Source organism: Sorangium sp. So ce204 (assembly GCF_051526795.1).
Lineage (GTDB): Bacteria > Myxococcota_A > Polyangia > Polyangiales > Polyangiaceae > Sorangium > Sorangium cellulosum_B.
Genome location: NZ_CP150317.1, coordinates 7,712,135 through 7,731,886 on the forward strand (window position 1 = coordinate 7,712,135; position 19,752 = coordinate 7,731,886).

Consider the following 19,752-nt stretch of genomic DNA (forward strand, 5'->3'; position numbering starts at 1 on the left):
CGCGCGGCGTCAGCCCTCTTGCTTGGTCGCGAGCAGCCGCGAGAGGCGGCCTTCCTCGATGCGGACGGCGATGACCTTCTCCCGGTCGAAGACCACCGCGCCCGGGGCCGCGCCGCGCGGCTTGCGCACGTAGCGGCGCTGGACGTAGCTCACCTCGCACACCGCCTCGCCGCGCGCGTCGCTGAAATGCGCCGCCAGGGTCGCGGCGTCCACCAGCACGTCCGCGGGGCAGCTCGCCCCCTTCGCGAGCGGCACGACGACGTGCGAGCCCGTGACGCCCTTCGCGTGAAGCCAGAGGTCGTGCGGCCGCGCGTGCTTCGTCGTCAGCGCGTCGTTGTCCTCGGCGCCCCGGCCGACGAGGATCGCCGCGCCGGACGCGCTGCGGTAGGCGTGGAACGGCCGCCGCGGCGCGGGCCGCCCGGCCCCGAGGGCGCGGGCGCCGGACTTCCCGGGCTCACCGGCGAGCTCCGCGCGCGACACGCCGAGGGAGCGGGCGCGCTGCGCGAGCGGCTCGAGCGACTCGGGCCGCGCCTCCGCCGCGGCGACGTCCGCCTCGAGCGCGGCGATCGCCGAGAGGGCGCGCTCGGTCTCGGCGAGGCGCGCGCGCATCACCGCCTCGCCGCGCTGGTAGCGCCGCGCCTTGGCGAAGAAGGCCTCGGCCTGCGCCTTGGCGGGGCGCGACGGGTCGAGCGCGACCTCGATCTTGCCGCCGGTCTCCCAGTCGTCGAGGAGCGCCTTCGCGGCGCCCCGCGGCACACGGGCGCCCTGCGCGAGCAGGAGCTGCCCCGTCTTCTGCAGGCGCGCGACGCTGCCCAGCCGCCCGAGATCGCCGCGCACCGCCTCGGCCCTGCGCTCGAGCGCCGCGCGCCGCGCCTTCACGGCGCGCGCGAGCGCCGCCTTCTCCTGCCCGGCGGCGGCGTCGTCGCTCGCCTCGACGAGCGCCGCGCCGGCGGCCAGCGGATCCGCCGGGTAAGCGACCGCCGCCTGCGGGGCGCCCCCCTGAGGCGGCCAGCGGAGGATCAGGTGGCCGGCGGCGTCGAGCAGCCGCGCCTCGCCGCGGCGTCCCGGCATGAGCTCCAGCCGCGCTCCCGGGGACGACCCCAACCTGGGTGGGGGCGCCGCCGGCCCCGCCGGCCCCAACCCGGGTTCGGGAACCGCCGCCGACCCCAACCCGGGTTCGGGCGCGGCCAACCCCAACCTGGGTGCGCCCTCTGCACCTCCTCGGTCATTTTCCACCATGACCGCCGGCCCCAACCCGGGTTCGGGTTCGGCCAACCCCAACCTGGGTGCGCCACCTTCACTCTTTCGGTCATTTTCCACCGTGACCGCATCATCATCCCCCGCGACGATCACGATGCCGTCGCCCCGCACCTCGATCGCCAGCACGCGGCGGCCGACCAGGTGCGCCCTCATGGCGGCGACGAGCGGGTGCGACGCGCCGGCGCGGAGCCGGGGCAACCTCGGCAGGATCCCTACCCCTGAAACGCGCGGCCCGATGCCGGCGCCGAGCACGCGCCGCGTCCCGCCGTAGACGGCGAGCGCGACGAGCCCCGTCGCCGGGTTCGCGTGCGCCGCGTCGATCCGCGCCCCCACGCAGCGCGCGAGCGCCTCGGCGAGCGCCCCACCCTGCGCCGCGCCCTCCGTGTGGTCGTTCACCGCTCGTGCCCCTCAGCGCAACGCTTCGAAGTACGGCCCGCAGCAGCGAAGCCCGAGCTCGCAGGTCTCGCCGCGGTCCTCGCACGAGGCCACCTCTTCACCGTTGACGAAGCAGGAGCAGAGGGTCCTGCCGACGCGCTGGGGGCGGCACTCGGCCGCGACGACGACGCCCCGGCACGCTCCCTTGCAACTGCAGGCCCCGCCGGGATCGCCGGCGCACGTGATCTCCGCGCAACCGCCGCCGTTCGCGCACACGTTGTACTCGTCCAGGAACCTCTGGCACCGGGGCCCGATGAGGTTGCAGTCGAGCCTGCCGTTCATCAGACAGTCGAAGTACGGGATGAGCAGATCGTTGCACCGGGGCGCCTGGTCCAGCTCCGTCTCACACATCGTCCCGCAGCCGCCCGGCTCCAACGCCCCGCACGCCTCCTCGTAGCGCTCGCAGAAGCGGACGCACGCCGACCAGGCCTCGCCGCCGCCCGCCCCGGTGGAGGCGCTCGCTGTCCCCGACGTGGCCATCCAGGTCGCGCTGGAGCTGACCGCGCTGGAGCCGTTCCCGCCGGTGCCACCCGCGCCGGTGCCGACCGCGCTGGTGCCGCCCCCGCCGACGGTCACCCCGGTGGAGCCGCCCACGCCGGAGCCGCCCACGCCGGAGCCGCCCACGCTGGTGCCGCCCACGCCGGAGCCGCCCACGCTGGAGCCGCCCACGCTGGTGCCGCCCACGCCGACGCTGACCGCGCTTGCGGCGACCGTACCCGTGCTGATCGCGCTGGAGCCGAGCGCGCCCGTGCTGCTCGCGCTGGAGCTCGTCACCCCGGCGCCTCCTGATCCGTCGGGCATCCCATCGACGACGACGTTGCCACCACACGCGCTCCCCCACGCCAGGGCGGCGAGCGCAGCGGTACGCATCCCGAGCATCGTCATTCCCATGAGCCGCAAGAGTACCCCAGGAGCGCGCCCGGGCGCGAGCGCAGCGTCGACCCGCGCCCCCACGCAGCGCGCGATCGTCACGGCGAGCGCTGCGCCGCGCTCCCCGGCTGGCCCTCCACGGCGAACGCCGCGGGCTCCCCTCAGCGAAACTCGTCGAAGAACGGCTCGCAACAGCCATGGGCGAGGTCGCACGCCGGGCCGAGATCCTCGCACCTGGCCAGCTCGTCGCCGTTGACGAAACAGGAGCAGACGATCCCGTTGCGCATGTCGGGGCGGCACTCGACCGCGAACTCGGCGTTCGGGCACGAGCCCTTGCAGGAGCAGGCCCGGTTGCGATCGGCGAAGCACTCGAGCGGCGCGCAGCCGCCGCCGGCCCGGCACGCGTCGTACTCGGCCAGGAACGGCCGGCACCGTTCCAGGACGAAGTCGCAGTCGATGCTGCCGTTCGTCGCGCAGTCGAAGAACAGCGCGAGCGGCTCGTTGCACTGGGGCACCTCGTTCACATACCCCTTACAGAAGCCCTCGCACTGCTGCCCCGGCTCCGCCTGCTCGCAGGCCCTTGTATAGGTATCGCAGAACTTCATGCACGCCGACCAGGCATCGCCGCCGCCGGCCCCGGTCGAGGCGCTCCCTGTCCCCGACGTGGCCATCCAGGTCGCGCTGGAGCCGCCCACGCCGACGGTCACCGAGGTGGAACCGCCCACGCCGACGGTCACCGAGGTGGAACCGCCCACGCCGACGCTGACAGCGCTGACCGCGCCCGTGCTGATCGCGCTGGAGCCGAACGCGCCCGTGCTGATCGCGCTGGAGCCCGTCGCCCCGGCGCCTCCTGACCCGTCCGGCATCCCGTCGACCACCACGTTGCCACCGCAGGCGCTTCCCCACGCCAGGGCGGCGAGCGCAGCGGCGCGCATCCTGAGCAGCGCCATTCGCATAGACCGCGAGAGTACCCCAGGTGGGCGCCCGAGCGCGAGCGCGGCACGGGCGCGACGGCCGCGGGGCGCGACGGCCGCGGGGCGCGACGGCCGCGGATCGAGGCGAGGCGCCGCGCGGCCCCTCGTCCGCCGCGCGGCTTTGCGATAGAGACCCGCCGCGTGCTCCTCGACCTCCTGCTCGCCCCGCTGCTCGCCCAGGCCGACGCGCCGCCCCGGCCCGGACCCGCGGCGTCCTGCCCGTCCGACATGGTGCTCGTCGAGGGCACCCACGCCGAGAACGTGCAGCGGATCTGCACGAGCTACCGCGGCGGCCACTGCTTCGGCTTCTTCCCCGGCCTGTTCGCCGCCGAGCCGCGCTTCACGCCGGTGCGCACGTGCATGGACCGCCACGAGTGGCCGAACCGGGCCGGCGCGCTGCCGGTCGTGATGCTCCGCTTCATCGAGGCCGAGCGGGAGTGCGCCGCCGTCGGCAAGCGCCTCTGCACCGAGTTCGAGTGGGAGCTCGCCTGCGAGGGGCCGTCCGCGCTCCCCTTCCCCTACGGCTACGCGCACGATCCGGCCGCCTGCAACGTCAGCAAGCCGTACCGAGGGATCAGCGAGCGGCGGCTCGCGTCCGCCGACCCGGCGGTGCGGGCCGCCGAGACGCAGCGGCTCTGGCAGGGGGAGCCGTCGGGCTCGTATCCAGCGTGCGTGAGCCCGTACGGCGTGGTCGACCTGGTCGGCAACGTCGAAGAGTGGGTGTCGACCTCGCGACCCGAGTGGCCACACCGCTCGTCGCTGAAGGGCGGCTACTGGTCCAAGCCGTGGGCGGGGTGCCGGGGGACCAACGACTCGCATGGACCGATGTTCCGGTTCTACGAGATCGGGTTTCGCTGCTGCAAGGATCCGCAGCCAGGGCCGTAGCACCGCGTCCCCCGAGGGCGAACCGGCGAGAGAGTCGGTTGCCCGAGCGCACGGAGCGGAGGAGACCGGATGGAAGTCACGCCGAGCGAAGCCCCGCGTCGCGGAGCGAACGCGGCCCCTTCGACGCATGCACACTTGCCGTCTTGGTGGCACCGTGGGAGCCCATGGCGCCTGATGTGGACAATCGACGCCAGCGCAGGCTGTTGTGATCGAGGTGAAATGTTCGACGGATCCGCGGGTGCTCTCCGGCCGCGGACGAACATTTCAGAGTTATTGTCTGTCAAAACGATCTAACTGACCATCAGGCGATGGTCAGATGGCCAATCCGTGTCTATTACATCGTCCGGCGCGCCCTCTCGGCGCCCCGATGACTTGGAGAATCAGGATGCGATTGGGAGCTTGTCGTTCCGCTGTTGCGATATCTTTCTTTGGTCTGGTCGCCGCCGCGTGCACCGTCGCGACAGGGGGCGAGGAGGAGGCGGACGCGCTGTACGGGGCTGTGGTGACGACCGACGGGCTCACGCCCGCAGCGCTGACGATGCCGTCGGACTGGGGGAGCGGCTACTGCGCCAGCGTGATCGTCGCGAACGATGGAACCGCCCCGGTGACGTCGTGGACCGTCGTGATCAACCTCAATCAGGCCGCCGTGAGCAGTTTGTGGAACGCGGTGTCGAGCCAGAGCGGCTCGACCCTGACGGTGAGTCCGCGCTCCGGCAGCCCCGCCATCCCGGTCGGAAGCTCTGTCAGCTTCGGGTTCTGCGCGAACGCGACCGGAAGCAACTACCGGCCGACGCTGGTGTCGGTGACCAAGACGGGAGGGGGTTCGAGCAGCTCGAGCAGCTCCAGTTCGAGCAGCTCGAGCAGCTCCAGTTCGAGCAGCTCGAGCAGCACCGGCAGCGCCGGCGGCGCTGGCGGCGCCGGCGGGGCAGGAGGAAGCGGCGGCAGCGGAGGATCCACGGGCGCCGGCGGAAGCAGCGATACCTGCTCGATACCGCTGCCGAGCTACACGAGCGGCAACGGCTCTGCGACCTGGTACTCCCTCGACCAGGGCACCGCCCAGGTGAACTGCAGCTTGCCCATCCAGCAGCGCAATCCGGACACCATCGGCCACGTCGCGACCGGCGGAGGGCGGTATTTCGCCGCGCTGAACACCGCGGACTACAACACCGCGGCCGCGTGCGGCGCCTGCGTCGAGGTGAGCCGCGACGATGGGCGCAAGGTCGTGGCGACGGTCGTCGATCAATGCCCGACGGCGAGCAACCCCAAATGCAAGGCCGGGCACATCGATCTGAGCAAGGAGGCCTTTGCGCAGATCGGCGCGCTCGACGAGGGGTATCTGGGGACCGGCAACGGCGGAGTCAGGGGCGAGATCTCGTGGAAATACGTCCCGTGCCCCGTCGAGGAGAACGTATCCATCGTGTTGAAGGAGCCGGGCAACGCCTGGTGGAACGAGCTCCGCGTGCAGGGCCATCGCACCCCGGTGCGCAAGCTCGAGGTGTACGTCGGCGGGCGCTGGACGGAGGCCACGCGGCAGCCGTACAACTACTGGCGCGTCGGCAGCGGCAACATGGGGCAAGGGCCCTGGCGTGTCCGTGTGACCGACGTCCTCGGCAAGACGATCGAGACCACGATCAACACCACCACCGCCGAGCAACTCACCTCGTCGCAGTTCCCGGTTTGCCAGTGATCGGCGTGCGCCGGCAGGCGCTGTCGCATCGACGATCGTGACGCGGCAGAGCTCAGCGGGAGGGAGCGCCTGCGCAGATCCAGTCGTTGATCGTCTTGATATCGGCCTCGGGCAGCGGCGCGCTCGGCGGCATCCTGCTCTCGTCAGGGTCGCACAGGCCGACATCCTTCAGCTTGTTCATGACATAGCTGCTGCTCGGCTTGAACGGCACGACGAGCGCCTGCTCGCGGGAGCAGGACGCGCTGTCCTGCTCGACGAGCCTGCCGACGGCCGCGCTCGCGCGGAGGTCGAGCCCGCCGGACGGCGCGCCGGCGTTGCCGTGGCAGTACTGGTTCGCGCAGCTCCTCGTCAGGATGGGCTCCACGTCGGCGAACGCCGCGGTGTCCGCGCCGCAGGCGGGATCGCCCGGGGGCGCGCCGCCGCCCTCTCCCCCCGCGCCGGCCGCACCGCCGCCGCCCTCACCCCCTGTGCCGGCCGGCGCGCCGCCGCCGCCCTCACCCCCTGTGCCGGCCGCGCCGCCGCCCCCCTCGCCAGCGCCGCCGCCGCCCTGGCTTGAGCCGCCGCCGCTGCTGGCCTGGCTGGAGCCGCCGCCGCTGCCGGTCGTGCTGGAGGCGGCACCGCCGCCAGTGCCCGTGGACCCGTCATCGGAGCAAGCCGCCGCCGAGAGCCCGAGCGCCAGGCAAAGGACCAATCGAAGCGAATCGTTGTGATAAAGCAAGGTACCTCTTCATGATGGTGCTGGTCACGCGGCGCTCGCCGCGCGAGCGATTGACGAAGAGACTAGAAAGCATGTGACCGCACGCGACGCAATCGCGTGATGGTGGACGAGGTGGTCGCCAAATTCCAACCGTGGCAGCGGCCCTGGCGCCTCGAGCGTCTGCCTGCCGGCGGGAGTCGGCGCGTGTCGATCAGAAACCGACATCGCGCGCGCGTCCGGCTTCTCCGCTGGAAGCACGCGGCGCTAGAGTACCGCGATGCGACCAACCTGTTGGACCGGCCTGGCGGCGAGCGCCGCCCTGAGCACGGCGCTCGGCTGCAACGCGATCTGGGGGATCCCCGACGGAGAAGCCAGCGGAGATCCCGCGGCAGGCGGCGCGGGCAGCTCGGGCAGCTCCGGGGGCGCAGGGGCCACCGCGAGCGCAGGCTCGGGGGCCGGCGGGGGCGGGGGCGGCGCGGCCGGCGGGCCCTCCGCGGAGTGCCCGTTTGAGCCGTTCACAGGGCGCGCGCCGGGCGCGTGCCAGGCCGCCGACGGGGACAACGATTACCTCTCCGATCCGGAGAACTGCTGTGTGCCCGGCAGGAGCTGCCTGGGCGGCGCCTGCGAGGAGGGCAGGTGTCTGCCTGTCGTCCTCGCCACGGCCAACGACGAGGAGCACGAAGCGATCGGCCTCGTCGTGGATGGGGACGGGGACGAGGGACGCGTGCTCTGGGCGAGCGGCTACGGGAACACGATTTTCGCGACCGAAAAGGCGGCTTCCGGCTCGACCGAGCCGCTGGTGGTGCTCGACTCGCTCGCGACCATGCTCGCGCGCTCGGAGGGCTCGCTGCTCATCACCGACGAGACCGAGCCGGGCGTGTACCGGATGCCGCTCACGGGGAATGTCACCGTCTCGACGGTCGCCAGCGCCCAGGGAGCGGCGGGCTACCGGCGGCCCGTGGCCGGCGGCGGCTGGGTCTACTGGAGCACCGGCGTGATCGAGGACCCGGAGCAGGATCCCGACGCGCGCGATGTCCCGAAGCGCATCTGGGCGGCGCGGGCCGACGCGACCGATCACACAGGCTTCCCCGTCTTCGACCGGGACACGTACGTCGGAGGCCTCGCGCTCGACGCCACCCATCTCTACTGGACCGAGCTCGAGCCCGGAGGGACGCACAGCACCGTTCGACGGATGGCGCTCGGGGAGCCCGGCCAGACCGAGATCGTCGCGTCGATCCCCATCCACGACGGCGATCTCCCCGGAGACATCGCGGTCGGCGAGCGGATCTTCTGGATCAGCGGCTACGCCATCTACGCCGCGAACAAGGACGGTACCGAAGCGGGCACACTCGTGGCCACGGACTTCCCCACGCGCCTGCTGGCAGACTCCACCTTTGTTTACTGGTACAGCCGCGAGGAGCAGCTCCAGCGGGTGCGCGCCTCGGGCGGCGCGCCGGAGCCGCTCGCCGACAGCGCGGACATCCGAGATCTCGCCCAGGACTGCGGCGCGCTCTACTGGACGACCTGGGCCACCGACGAGCGGCCAGCGTCGGTGATCAAGCTGGCCAAGTGAGCCGCGCGCCGGTCGCGCTCCCGGCGAAGCGAGCCGCCGAGCAGCCACAGAGCAGCTCGGCCCGGTGACGCCCGGAGGGCGCGCGCTCGTCTTGTTGACCGGTCAGAAAGGCGGGATCCAGGGTTCAGAGAGACGCGACACCTGGGCAGGAGCGACCGAGCTCCGCTATAGGTGATCGCTCGATCGCAGGCCGCTCAGGCGTGCGCATCCCTTTTCGAGCAGAGAGGAGGAACCATCGATGCCCATGGATCTCGAGAAACCCACCTGTGACGACTCGCTGATGCGGCAGCTCTGTATGTCCGCCTATCAGCTGCCCATCCTCAGCGTCGCCGACGAGCTCGGTGTGTTTCCGCTCCTCGAACCAGAGCCTGCGAGCATCGCGGCGCTGGCCGGAAAGCTGTCTCTCAGCCTCCGCGCGACCGAGGCGCTCCTGGCCTCCCTGGCGGGGATGGGGCTCCTTGTGCAGTCTCGTGGCAAGTTCCACCTCACCGAGGTGTCCCGCAACTTCTTGCTCCCGACGAAGCCGTTCTACTGGGGCCACATGCTGCGCCTGCTCCGCCAGGCTCCGATCTCGCACGGCACCTTGCTGGAGCTCCTGCGGCGGGACGGGGCGCTCGCGTGGGACCAGGGCAAGGTCATCACGGAGGAGTGGGCGCAGGCGGACCTGCCGGAGGAGCAGGCGTTCGCCTTCACCCGCGCGATGCACAGCCACTCCTTCGCGACCGCGGTCGGGCTCGCGCAGAGGGCGGACATCACGGGCGCCCGCCGCCTGCTCGACGTCGCCGGCGGCTCCGGCTGCTTCAGCATCGCCCTGGCGCGGCACAACCCCGAGGTCCGGTTCACGGTCGCCGAGCTGCCGCCCGTGTGCAAGGCGACGCGGCAGTACGTCGCGGAGCACGGCCTCGAGGATCGCATCGACGTGCTGGAGCTCGACATGTTCCGCGACATGTGGCCTCCGGGTCACGACGCGATCTTCTTCGCCAACGTCCTCCATGACTGGGACAGCGCGCGCCGCCAGCAGCTGATCCGGCACAGCTTCGAGGCGCTGCCGCCGGGCGGACGGGTCCTCGTCTTCGAGCTCTTGCTCTCGGACGGGCAGGACGGCCCGCTCACGGCGGCGCTGAGCTCCATGAACATGGTGATCCTGACCCCCGGCAAGCAGTTCACGGCCGGCGAGCTCGACGAGCTCCTCCGCGGCTGCGGATTCGACGACGTATCGGTCACGCCGTCGTGCGCCGGGTACTCGCTCATCAGCGCGAGGAAGCCCCTCGATCGCTGAGGCCCGCTCCGCCCCCGTCGGCGGTCACTGCGCCACGACGCCGAGCTGCTGGAGCAGCGTCAGGTTGTCCTCGATGTGCCAGTTGTCGGTGATGCGACCGTCCTGCACGCGCAGGATGTCCGTGGCGAGGAAGTCCACGGCCTGCCCGGCGCCCTTCCTGTCGCCGAAGGCGCCGGTGAAGCGGCCTCGAAAGCGCAGGTGCGCCACCACGCGATCGCCGGCGACGATCAGCTGCTCCACCTCGCAGCTCAGGTCCGGCACCGCGGCGCGGAAGCTCTTCGACGCGAACGCCGGGCCCTCGGGGCCCTGCGGGCGCCCCTTGGGCAAGGTGCGGTCGGTGAACGTCGGCGCGATCGCCGCGTCGAGGTAGCGCGTGTCGCCGGTGCCCCAGAACGCGTAAAAGCGGCGCGCGGCGAGGATCTCCGCGTCCGCCTGCGCCCTGGGCAGGCTCGCGTCGACGACCATCGACCGCGGCGAGGGCAGGTCCTCCGCGCCGGCGCCCTGCACATAGCAGGCGCCCGCGGCGGCGAAGAGCGAGAGGGAGAGGGCGCTGATCAACAAGGGCTTTCTCATGACGTGTCTCCTTCGAACGGCGATCTCGGGCAGCCGGTCAGCGCGCGCGCGCCGACCGGAGGCGCCGCCGGCACGGCGGGGCGCGGCGCCGAGCGCGGCGGGTCCTGGGCCCGCCCTGGCGCGGCGACACGGACACCTTGATCCTTTCCTCCACGAAGGAGAACGAGCGCACTGGCCGAACCAGCTTTTCGAAAAAGTTGAAGATGTTCGCCGGCGCGCCTACCCTTCCGGGGTTCGCCGAGGGCGCGCGCGATGGTCGAGCTCGAGGACATGCAGCTGTTCGTGTGCGCTGTCGCGAGCGGCAGCCTGTCGGCGGCGGGGCGCGAGCTCGGGTTCTCGCCGGCGGTGGCGAGCAAGCGCATGACGCGGCTGGAGGCGGCGCTCGGCGTGCGCCTCCTCCAGCGCAGCTCGCGGCGGCTCACGCTCACCGGCGAGGGCGCGACCTACCACGAGCGCTGCATGGCCATCCTCGCCGACGTGAGCGAGGCCGAGCTCGCGGTGACCGCCGGAAAGGCCGAGGCGCGCGGCGTCCTGCGCGTGTCGGCGCCGGTGGATCTCGGCCGCCAGTGGGTGGGGCCGGCCGCGGCCGACTTCGCGGCGGCGCACCCGCGGCTCAGCGTGCGCGTCAGCCTGTCGGACCGCGTGGTGGACCTGTTCGAGGCCGGCGTCGACGTGGCCGTGCGCATCGGCGCGCTGGCCGACTCCCGCCTCGTCTCGCGCCGGCTGGCCCGGAGCCGCCGCGTGGTCTGCGGCGCGCCGGCCTACCTCTCGCGGCGCGGGCGGCCGCGCACGATCGCGGACCTGGCCGACCACGAGTGCATCGTGCTGCAGCGCCCGGGCATGCGCGCCCTCTCGTGGACCTTCCGCACCGAGCAGGGGCTCCACACCGTCCGGCCCTCGGGACGGCTCGTGGCCGACAGCGGCGACCTGGTGCGCGACTGGGCCGTGGCCGGCCATGGGCTCGCCTTCAAGTCGATCTGGGACGTCGCCGCCGACATCGACGCCGGGCGCCTCGTCCCGCTGCTCACCGACCTGCCCGCGCCGGGCTCGGCCGTGAACGTCATCTACCCGAGCCGGCGCTTCCTGCCCGCGAGGGCGCGGCTGTTCGTCGACTTCCTCCAGCAGCGCTTCGCCGCGCACGAGGCCGCGGTGCTGGCCGCGTCGACGCCGCGCGCGGAGCCGCCGTCCTCGCCTTCACCGCCGCCATCGCCTCGTGGCGAGCGACGCGCCTGAGGAGCACCCCCGCGGCGGGCAAGGCGGGGCCGCTGCCGGCCGCTGCCGACACGAGCGGCGCGCTTCAGGCGTCGGCCTGCGGGCCAGCGCCGATCGCCGACAGGAACTGCGCTCTCTCCTCGTCCGTCGGGCGCCGGCCCGAGAGGTAGCGCCGCTGGTGCGCGCGGGCCGCCGCCAGCGACGCCTGATTCAGGACGATGATCGGCACCTTGGGCGCATGCAGGCTCGTCACCTCGATCAGCGTCGTGCCGCCCGAGCCCGGCGAGAAGCGGTAAGTCCCGAGCCCCCGCGTCCACAGCACGTTCTCCTCGAACGCATCGACGACGATGACGAAGATCTCGGGCGAGACGCGCTCCGCGGAGAAGCGCAACGTCTGCGTGAAATGCCCGACGCCCGGGAGAGGCACGCTCATCCGGACGACGAAGCGCGGCTCACGGTACGATCCCGACTGCATCTCGCACCCGGTCCCGGGGAAGAGCTCCCGCGCGCAGCCCTGCTGATCCCACCACATGGCGGCGGCGTCGAGCGGGTCGATGTTCCCGATATCGATGACGAACCGGACGCCGCGCATGCCCCGCGCCTCGTCGTGGACGCTCTCGGCGTACGCGATCTCCGTGTCTTCCTGCTGCCACATGGTCGTCTCCTCGCCCCGGCGAGCGAGCATAAGTGAAGCACCGTTGCGCATCAAGGAAGCGGCCCTCCGCGCTGGATCCGCGCCGCCGCCACATCGCGGCAACGCCTCCAGCGCGGCGCGCGGCGCGCGGCGCCTATCGCGCGCCACACGCCGCGCGCCGCCGCCCGCCGGGCCGGCTCATGACGCCGCGACTCCGGCGAAACCCTACGACGCGTTCAGCCCTGCGGTGTGGACGGCCCGCGGAGCGCGTTGCTACCCTCCGGCGCCATGGACTACCGCAATCTCGGACGCACCGGCCTGAAGGTCAGCCCCCTCTGCCTCGGCACGATGAACTTCGGCCCGGAGACCAGCGAGCCCGACAGCTTCGCCATCATGGACCGAGCGCTCGGACACGGGATCAACTTCTTCGACACGGCCAACGTCTACGGGCGGAAGCGCGGAGAGGGGATCACCGAGCAGATCGTCGGGCGCTGGCTCGCCCAGGGCGACGGGCGCCGGGACCGCATCGTGCTCGCCACGAAGGTCTACGGCCTCATGGGCGAAGGGCCGAACGACAAGAGGCTCTCGGCCTATCACATCCGGCGCGCCTGCGAGGGGAGCCTGCGCCGCCTGCAGACAGACCACATCGACCTCTACCAGATGCACCACATCGACCGCGAGACGCCCTGGGACGAGATCTGGCAGGCGATGGAGCAGCTCGTCCGCGAGGGGAAGGTCCTCTATGTCGGCAGCAGCAACTTCGCTGGATGGCAGATCGCGCAGGCGAACGGCCTCGCCGCGCAGCGGCACTTCCTCGGCCTCGTCTCGGAGCAGAGCCTGTACAACCTCAACGCGCGCACCGTCGAGCTGGAGGTCCTGCCCGCGTGCCGCGCGCTCGGCCTCGGCGTCCTGCCCTGGAGCCCGCTCGCCGGCGGGCTGCTCGGCGGCGCCCTCCAGAAGGCGCGCGAGGGCCGGCGCTCCTCGGCCGACGCGCTGGCGCGCATCGAGAAGAACCGCGCCAAGCTGGAGGCGTACGAGGCGTTCTGCGCCGAGATCGGAGAGCGGCCCGCCGACGTGGCCGTGGCCTGGCTGCTCAGGAACCCGGTCGTGACGTCGCCCATCCTCGGCCCGCGCACCGCCGAGCAGCTCGACGGGAGCCTGCGCGCCCTCGAGATCACGCTGACGCCCGAGCACCTCGGGCGGCTCGACGCGATGTTCCCCGGCCCCGGCGGCGAGGCGCCGGAAGCGTACGCGTGGTGACCACGACCACGACCGCGACCGCGACCGCCTCCTGACCAATCCCCCGGCCCCCGCGCTCACGGCGGCGCGCGGGGGTTGATTTCGATTCCATGGCGGCCAGCGAATGGCCTACCTTCGAGGCTCGGAGAAGCGCCAGGCGGCGCCCGGGAACGAGGGAGTGGCCATGAGCCGATGGCGGTATGAACGAGGGCTGGAGGACATCGGCAATGGCTGCTTTGCCTATCTCCAGCCGGCCGGAACCTGGGGGCTCAGCAACGCGGGGCTCGTCACCTCGGACGGCGAGGCCCTGCTCGTCGACACGCTCTTCGACCTGAAGCGCACGCGCGAGATGCTCGACGCCATGCGCGCGGCGGCCCCCGCCGCGGCGCGGATAGGCACCGTCGTGAACACCCACGCGAACGGCGACCATTGCTACGGCAACGCGCTCGTCGAGGGCGCGACCTTCATCGCCACGCGCGCCGGCGCCGCCGAGATGGACGAGGTCCCCGCGCCGATGCTGGCCATGCTGATGCGACAGGCGCGCAGCGGCGCCGCGGGCGCGCTGGGCGAGTACCTCGTCCACTGCTTCGGCGCCTTCGACTTCGACGGGATCGCCCCCACGCCGCCGACCCGGGTGTTCGACGGGGAGCTGACCGTCGCGGTCGGGGGCAAGGAGGTCCACCTCATCGAGGTGGGCCCCTCGCACACGAAGGGCGATCTGCTCGTGCACGTGCCGGCGGACCGGGTGATCTACACGGGAGACGTCCTCTTCGTCGACGCGACGCCGATCATGTGGGCAGGGCCCGTCGGCAACTGGCTCAAGGCCTGCGACATCCTCCTCGCGGCCGACGTCGACGTCATCGTGCCGGGGCATGGCCCCATCACGGATCGCGCGGGTGTGCGCGCGGTCCGCGACTACCTCGTGTACATCCGCGACGAGGCCCGGCGCCGCTACGACGCCGGCATGCCCCCGGCGGACGCCGCGCGCGACATCGCGCTCGCCGACTACGCGAGCTGGAGCGACGCCGAGCGCATCGTGGTCAATGTGCACACGCTCTACCGCGAGTTCAGCGGCGGGAAGCTCCCCTCGCCGGGCCCGATCGAGCTCTTCGGCCTCATGGCCGAGCTCGCGCGCCGGCCACGTTGAGCGAGCCAGAAGAAGATGACGCTCATCATGAGTCTGTCGTCGCGAGCAGCGAAGTTAAGCTAAGCGAAGATCACGCCCGTCGTCGTCCCTGGCAGCAGGCGATCCTCGGCGCCTCGGCCGCGCACAGAGGGGCGCCGCCCGCCGCCATGGACACAGAGTTTCCCCTGAGGACGATTCCTGGTCAAGCGACGCCGGGGGCGCGCGGACAGCCAATGTCCTTGCCATCGCGCCGGCGTTCGGCGCGCCGCCTACCGTGCAGGCGCCGTGCGCAGCGCGGATCCAGGCCGCCGCAGGCGCCCGCGCGGCGGGGCGAAGCGCCTGGAGGCGCGCGAGCACGGTGGCGACCCTCACCAGGCGACGGCGGAGCTCCTCCGACGTGTCCGGTTGCGCGGCCACCGTCAGCAGGCGCGGGAACCAGCAGGATTGCCCTTGCGGACGCCATGTTCTTATGATGCCTTGTCTCCCGAAGCGTCTGGACTTCATTCTCCCCCACCATGAGCTATGCAGACGGCACCCCGCCCGAAGGCGCGGCAGCGGATTGGACGATTCCCCAGCGTTGGGAGCGCTACAGCGCGGCCGAGCACGCGCTGTGGGACCGGCTGTTCGATCGGCAGGCCAAGCTGCTCCCGGCCCGCGCCACGCCCGAGTTCCTGGCCGGGCTCGATGTGTTGCGTCTAGGCGACAGCGGAATCCCGAACTTCGACGCGCTCTCCGATCGCCTGATGAAAGCGACCGGCTGGCAGGTGGTGGCGGTGCCGGGCCTGATTCCCGACAATGTGTTCTTCGAACATCTGGCGAACCGCCGCTTCGTCGCCGGCAACTTCATCCGCACGCCCGAGCAGGTCGACTATCTGCAGGAGCCGGACGTCTTCCACGACGTGTTCGGCCACGTCCCCCTGCTGGCGAACCCCGTCTTCGCCGATTACATGCAGGCCTATGGCCAGGGCGGCCAGCGGGCGAACGGGCTCGGCGCGATCCAGCGGCTGGCGCGCCTTTACTGGTACACGGTCGAGTTCGGGCTGATGAAGAGCGCAGAGGGCCTGCGCATCTATGGCGCAGGGATCGTCTCCTCGCACGGCGAATCGATCTTTGCGCTCGACGATCCCTCGCCCAATCGGCTCGGCTTCGATCTGCTGCGGCTGATGCGCACCTGCTATCGAATCGACGATTACCAGCAGAGCTATTTCTTGATCGACAGCTTCGAGGATCTTCTCCGCCAGACGCTCGAGACCGACTTCGCGCCCCTCTACGAACAGGCCGCCCAGCTGACGGACATCGCGCCGGCCGACGTGCTGCCGGAGGATCGCATCTACACACGCGGCACGCAGGCCTATGCGCTCGCGAAGGGGGTGGCGGGATAAGGCATCCCCTGATTCGACCTCGAAGAGCAAGCTCCCACGGCAGATGGGCGCGGAAGCGGTCACGGCCTCCCTTGGGGGCCGGCGCGCTCGACCGGGCTCACATCGAGTAGGCGCCGCCCTGCCCCGCCGCAGCGGGGGCCTCGGCGGGGGACTCCCCCTCGCGGAGCTCTTCCACGGCCTTCGCGTGCTCGGAGAGCGCCGGCAGCGCCTGCGGGTCGTAGTCGGGCGCGACCCAGAAGACCTCTGGCGCGGGCCTGTACTCGCTCGAATAGCTGCGCTCCGAGGCCCTGCCGTCCTTGTAACGGACGGTGACGAAGGACCTCACGTCGTATCCGCACGAGCCCTTCTGGTGGCGCTTCACCTTGCCCTCGGAGAGCTCCGACTTCACGTAGATGCGCCGGATGAAATCGTCGGTGTGCTCGGCCGAGACGTGGTGCTCGACCTCCGCCACGGGGTCTCCGCCCAGGATCTCGACGCGGAGCACCGTCGGCTCGGGGAGATACGCGTGGATCATGATCGGGAACGGGAGCGTGTTCCTGATCTTCAGGTCCGACTCCGGGTAGGTCACCATCGCGTCGAGGCCCATGGGGATGTAAGCGCTCGGGCGGGAGTGGCTCTGGCGATCCGGCGTGTCGAGCGCGCCGAAGAGCGACGCGGCGTAGAGCGTGCTCGAGACCTGACACGTCCCCCCGCCGTAGCCGGGGACGGTCTCGTCCCCTAGGATCTCCGGGGCGATGGTGAACCCGTTCTTGGCCGTCCGGGGGCCGACATGGGTGTTGAACGAGAAGGTATCGCCCGGGGCCAGGATGGTGCCGTCGATCTTGGAGGCGGCGTTCCTGATGTTGCGGGCGCGCCCCGCCTCCTTGCCGTGGTGCTTGAACTTCGTCTCGTAGGCCGCGACGACCCGGGTGACGTCGACGCTCACCAGGTCGGCGACGACGACCTGCGGCAAGATCTGCCGGACGGCGAGCTCGATGAGCTCCTCGTCGCCGTGCTCCCCGGCCCGCAGCGCCGCGAGGGAGGCGTCGACGTCGAGCGCCCGGCCGGCCTGCTCCGGGATCTTGCGCCGGTTCGCGAGGTCGAGCCGCGCGTCCACGGGCGCCCGGTAGATCTGCGGAGCGAGCCGCTCTAGGAACGCCCGCGCCCGCGGCTCGTCGACGGCCCAGGCGAGCGGCACGTCGATCTCGCCGCGCCGCGCCCCCCGGGCCTCGCGGAGCCGCCGCGCCCAGGGCCCCTCGTGGCCGACGCGCTGCGCTGCCGCGAGCGTCTCGTCGACGTCGACCTCGACGCCCGTTTCACCGAGCGTGGCGGTGAGCTCCACGTCGTCGTGGCGCAGCCGGACCACGCGCTCGCGGAGCACGTCGCGCCGCGCCGCGAGCCAGGCCGCCGGCGCGGCGCCGTCCGGCAGGAAGCGCTCGCCGACCGAGAGGCCGCGGACCACCGGAGAGGCCGGCAACGCGTGGCGAACCGCGAGGGCGGCGCCCACGCCGGCCGACCCGCCGAGCGCCAAGACCAGAACGAGGGCCCTCGTATCCACGGCAGCTCGCCATGATAGCCGGATCGCGGACGGCCTGGAAGATCGCTAAACCGTCGAGAAGAGAAAAGAACCGCCATGGCGCCAAGGGCGCCGAACGGCCTCAGCCGCCGCCGACGAAATGGACGATCTCGACAACGTCCCCCTCGGCGAGCTCGGCGGCCGTGTGCTCGGCGCGCGGCACCACCTCGCCGTTGCGCTCCACCGCCACCGGCCCCTCGGTCAGCCCGAGCAGCTCGACGAGCCTCCGCACCGTGAGCGCCGACGGCACGTCGCGCGCTTCCCCGTTCACCGTGATGTTCATGGCTTCCTCACCTCTCGCATCACCAAGCGCGCCGCGACCTCCGGCGGCTCGACGGCCTCCCCGGCGAGCGCCGCCCGGAAGCGCCGCGCGTTCTCCACGTAGCCCGCGGCGCCCAGCTTCCCGAGCTCGGCCTGGTCCGGCCGCACCTCGCCCACCACCCGGGCCGGGTTGCCGCGCACCATCGAGCGCGGCGGGATCACCCGCCCCGGCGGCACCACCGCGCCCGCCGCGATCACCGAGCACTCGCCGATCTCGACGTTGTCGAGCACGATGCTGCCCATCCCGATCAGACACCCGTCCCCGACGCGGCAGCCGTGCAGGATCGCGCTGTGCCCGATCGTCACGTCGGCGCCGACGATCGTCTGCGAGACGCCGCCCGTCAGGTGCAGGCACGCGAGATCCTGCACGTTGGTCCGCGGGCCGACGCGGATCGCGCCGATGTCCCCGCGCAGCACCGCGCCGAACCACACGCTCGCCTCGTCGCCGAGCTCGACGTCGCCGATCACCGTCGCGTTCGGCGCGAGGAACACGTCGCGCCCGAGCCGCGGGGACACCCCGCCGAGGTCGAGGACGAGCGCCACCTCAGCCGCCCTCGGCGGCGACCACCGGCAGCGAGCGCCGGGCGGGCCGCGCCTCAAGGCCGCCCCGCTGCCGCGGCCGGGCCGCGGCGCGCGCCGCCTCGGTGAGCTCGGCCTGCAGCGAGTGCTTGTTCGCCCGCGCGATCGAGACCTCGACGACCTCGCCGAGCAGATCGAGCTCCCCGGCGCCGTCGATGTGCGCGATCTCGTGGCGCCCCGTCCGGCCGGACCAGAGCGCGCCGCCGGCTCCGCCGTGACCGCGCTCCTTGTCGCGCCCCTCGACGAGCACCTCCTGCGTCGTCCCCACGAGGGCCGACAGGTGGGCCGCGAGCAGCGCCTCGCTCTCCTCGAACAGGCGCGCGAGCCGCTCGCCCTTCACGCCCTCGGGCACGTCGTCCGGCAGCTTCAGCGCGGGCGTGTGCGGCCGGCGCGAGTACTTGAAGCCGAACAGCCCCTTGAACCCGACCTCGCGCACGAGCGACAGCGTCGCCGCGAAGTCGTCCTCCGTCTCGCCCGGGAAGCCGACGATGACGTCGGTCGAGAGCGTCAGGCCCGGGACCGCCTCCACGAGCGCCCGCGTCCGCGCGACGTACTCGGCGCGCGTGTAGCGGCGGATCATCCGCCGGAGGACCCGATCGCTGCCCGACTGCACCGGCATGTGCACGTGGCGCGGCAGCACCGGGAGCTCGGCGTGGGCGAGGACGAGCGAGGGCGTGAGGTGCCGCGGGTGCGGGCTCGTGTAGCGCAGGCGCGCGAGGCCGGGGACGTCGGCCGCGACGCGCCGGAGCAGCGCCGCGAACTCGCTCTCGTCCGGGTCGTCCGCGCTCGCGCCCGGGGCCCGCGGCAGCGCGCCGAGCGGGTCGCGGTAGCTGTTCACCGTCTGGCCGAGCAGCGTGACCTCGCGCGTCCCCGCCGCCACGAGCGCCGCGATCTCGGCGACGATCTCGTCGCTCGGCCGGTACCGCTCCGGCCCGCGGGTGTGGGGGACGATGCAGAACGAGCAGCGCTCGTCGCAGCCCTTCATGACGGTCACGAACGCCGTCGGAGCGGCGCGCGGCGAGGAGGAGGACGAGGGCGGCGGCGGCGACGCGACGAGGAACCGGGGCGCGTCGAGGTCGAACACCGTGCGCGCGATCGGCAGCCCGCCGATCGCGAGGTCGCCGAGCAGGCCGGGCAGCTCCGGGATGTTGTCGGGCCCCACCACGACGTCGATCGCGCGCATCTGCTTGAGGAGGCGCTCCCCCTCCTGCTGCGCCACGCAGCCCGCCACGACGAGCACCCGGTCCGCGCGCTCCCGCTTCCAGCGCGCGAGCCGGCCCACCTCGCTCCGCAGCTTCTGCTCGGCCTTCTCGCGCACGCTGCACGTGTTGACCACGAGCACGTCCGCCTCGTCGGCGCTGCCGGCCTCCGTGTAGCCGGCGCAGCGGAGCACGTCGTGCATCCGCTCGGAGTCGTGCACGTTCATCTGGCAGCCGAACGTCGTGATGGAATACCGGGGCATCGAAGCGAT

At 72.3% G+C, this 19,752-nt stretch carries 18 protein-coding genes; 8 read left to right on the forward strand and 10 right to left on the reverse strand.

Annotation, left to right across the window (positions count from 1 at the left end; translation table 11 throughout):
- Positions 1-9 precede the first annotated feature (9 nt).
- The 3 genes from WMF22_RS28665 to WMF22_RS28675 form a co-directional block, all read right to left on the reverse strand.
- A complete protein-coding gene (locus tag WMF22_RS28665; RefSeq protein ID WP_438031841.1) occupies positions 10-1,656 on the reverse strand; it encodes an NFACT RNA binding domain-containing protein in 1,647 nt (548 codons plus the stop codon).
- Positions 1,657-1,668: 12 nt separating this feature from the next.
- Entirely contained in the window at positions 1,669-2,565 is an 897-nt protein-coding gene (locus tag WMF22_RS28670) for a hypothetical protein (protein ID WP_438031842.1), read from the reverse strand.
- Between the two features lie 161 nt (positions 2,566-2,726).
- Complete coding sequence (locus WMF22_RS28675; protein WP_438031843.1) at positions 2,727-3,500, reverse strand: hypothetical protein; 774 nt, start codon at positions 3,498-3,500, stop codon at positions 2,727-2,729.
- Between the two features lie 180 nt (positions 3,501-3,680).
- Between WMF22_RS28675 and WMF22_RS28680 the strand changes: the two genes are divergently transcribed.
- Entirely contained in the window at positions 3,681-4,424 is a 744-nt protein-coding gene (locus tag WMF22_RS28680; RefSeq protein WP_437293192.1) for a formylglycine-generating enzyme family protein, read from the forward strand.
- Between the two features lie 385 nt (positions 4,425-4,809).
- On the forward strand, positions 4,810-6,111 hold the full coding sequence (locus tag WMF22_RS28685) for an expansin EXLX1 family cellulose-binding protein (RefSeq protein ID WP_438031844.1): 1,302 nt from the start codon (positions 4,810-4,812) through the stop codon (positions 6,109-6,111).
- Positions 6,112-6,163: 52 nt separating this feature from the next.
- On the opposite strand, the gene WMF22_RS28690 is transcribed toward WMF22_RS28685, so the two are convergent.
- Positions 6,164-6,802 (reverse strand): hypothetical protein, encoded by a 639-nt coding sequence (locus tag WMF22_RS28690; RefSeq protein ID WP_437293194.1) that lies wholly within the window; start codon positions 6,800-6,802, stop codon positions 6,164-6,166.
- 283 nt (positions 6,803-7,085) lie between these two features.
- On the opposite strand from WMF22_RS28690, the gene WMF22_RS28695 reads away from it, so the two are divergent.
- Both WMF22_RS28695 and WMF22_RS28700 read left to right on the forward strand, forming a co-directional pair.
- The gene (locus tag WMF22_RS28695; protein ID WP_438031845.1) at positions 7,086-8,381 is read left to right on the forward strand and encodes a hypothetical protein; all 1,296 of its coding nucleotides are present in this window, start codon (positions 7,086-7,088) and stop codon (positions 8,379-8,381) included.
- Positions 8,382-8,625: 244 nt separating this feature from the next.
- The gene (locus WMF22_RS28700) at positions 8,626-9,660 is read left to right on the forward strand and encodes a methyltransferase (RefSeq protein WP_438031846.1); all 1,035 of its coding nucleotides are present in this window, start codon (positions 8,626-8,628) and stop codon (positions 9,658-9,660) included.
- 24 nt (positions 9,661-9,684) lie between these two features.
- Here the strand turns inward: WMF22_RS28700 and WMF22_RS28705 are convergent, their stop codons facing one another.
- On the reverse strand, positions 9,685-10,233 hold the full coding sequence (locus WMF22_RS28705) for an ester cyclase (protein WP_437293197.1): 549 nt from the start codon (positions 10,231-10,233) through the stop codon (positions 9,685-9,687).
- Between the two features lie 252 nt (positions 10,234-10,485).
- On the opposite strand from WMF22_RS28705, the gene WMF22_RS28710 reads away from it, so the two are divergent.
- Positions 10,486-11,466: a LysR family transcriptional regulator gene (locus tag WMF22_RS28710; protein ID WP_437293198.1), complete on the forward strand. Its 981-nt coding sequence runs from the start codon at positions 10,486-10,488 to the stop codon at positions 11,464-11,466.
- 64 nt (positions 11,467-11,530) lie between these two features.
- Here WMF22_RS28710 and WMF22_RS28715 read toward each other — a convergent pair whose 3' ends face one another.
- A complete protein-coding gene (locus tag WMF22_RS28715; RefSeq protein ID WP_437293199.1) occupies positions 11,531-12,100 on the reverse strand; it encodes a hypothetical protein in 570 nt (189 codons plus the stop codon).
- Between the two features lie 267 nt (positions 12,101-12,367).
- On the opposite strand from WMF22_RS28715, the gene WMF22_RS28720 reads away from it, so the two are divergent.
- The 3 genes from WMF22_RS28720 to phhA all read left to right on the forward strand — a co-directional run bounded on the left by WMF22_RS28720 (position 12,368) and on the right by phhA (position 15,826).
- The gene (locus WMF22_RS28720) at positions 12,368-13,339 is read left to right on the forward strand and encodes an aldo/keto reductase (protein ID WP_437293200.1); all 972 of its coding nucleotides are present in this window, start codon (positions 12,368-12,370) and stop codon (positions 13,337-13,339) included.
- Positions 13,340-13,502: 163 nt separating this feature from the next.
- Positions 13,503-14,465, forward strand: coding sequence for an MBL fold metallo-hydrolase (locus WMF22_RS28725; protein WP_437293201.1), 963 nt, complete (start codon positions 13,503-13,505; stop codon positions 14,463-14,465).
- 494 nt (positions 14,466-14,959) lie between these two features.
- Positions 14,960-15,826, forward strand: a complete 867-nt coding sequence (gene phhA, locus WMF22_RS28730; protein WP_438031847.1) for a phenylalanine 4-monooxygenase — start codon at positions 14,960-14,962, stop codon at positions 15,824-15,826.
- Positions 15,827-15,923: 97 nt separating this feature from the next.
- On the opposite strand, the gene WMF22_RS28735 is transcribed toward phhA, so the two are convergent.
- From WMF22_RS28735 to miaB, 4 genes are all read right to left on the reverse strand, one after another.
- Positions 15,924-17,363, reverse strand: a complete 1,440-nt coding sequence (locus tag WMF22_RS28735) for a VanW family protein (protein ID WP_437293203.1) — start codon at positions 17,361-17,363, stop codon at positions 15,924-15,926.
- Positions 17,364-17,463: 100 nt separating this feature from the next.
- Positions 17,464-17,664 (reverse strand): sulfur carrier protein ThiS, encoded by a 201-nt coding sequence (gene thiS / locus WMF22_RS28740; RefSeq protein WP_438031848.1) that lies wholly within the window; start codon positions 17,662-17,664, stop codon positions 17,464-17,466.
- Positions 17,661-18,245, reverse strand: coding sequence for a gamma carbonic anhydrase family protein (locus tag WMF22_RS28745; RefSeq protein WP_437293205.1), 585 nt, complete (start codon positions 18,243-18,245; stop codon positions 17,661-17,663). Before WMF22_RS28745 ends, thiS begins: the two co-directional genes overlap by 4 nt.
- 1 nt (position 18,246) lies before the next feature.
- Positions 18,247-19,743 carry a tRNA (N6-isopentenyl adenosine(37)-C2)-methylthiotransferase MiaB gene (miaB, locus tag WMF22_RS28750; RefSeq protein WP_438031849.1) on the reverse strand — a complete coding sequence of 499 codons (1,497 nt, stop codon included), beginning with the start codon at positions 19,741-19,743 and terminating at the stop codon, positions 18,247-18,249.
- Positions 19,744-19,752: the final 9 nt, after the last annotated feature.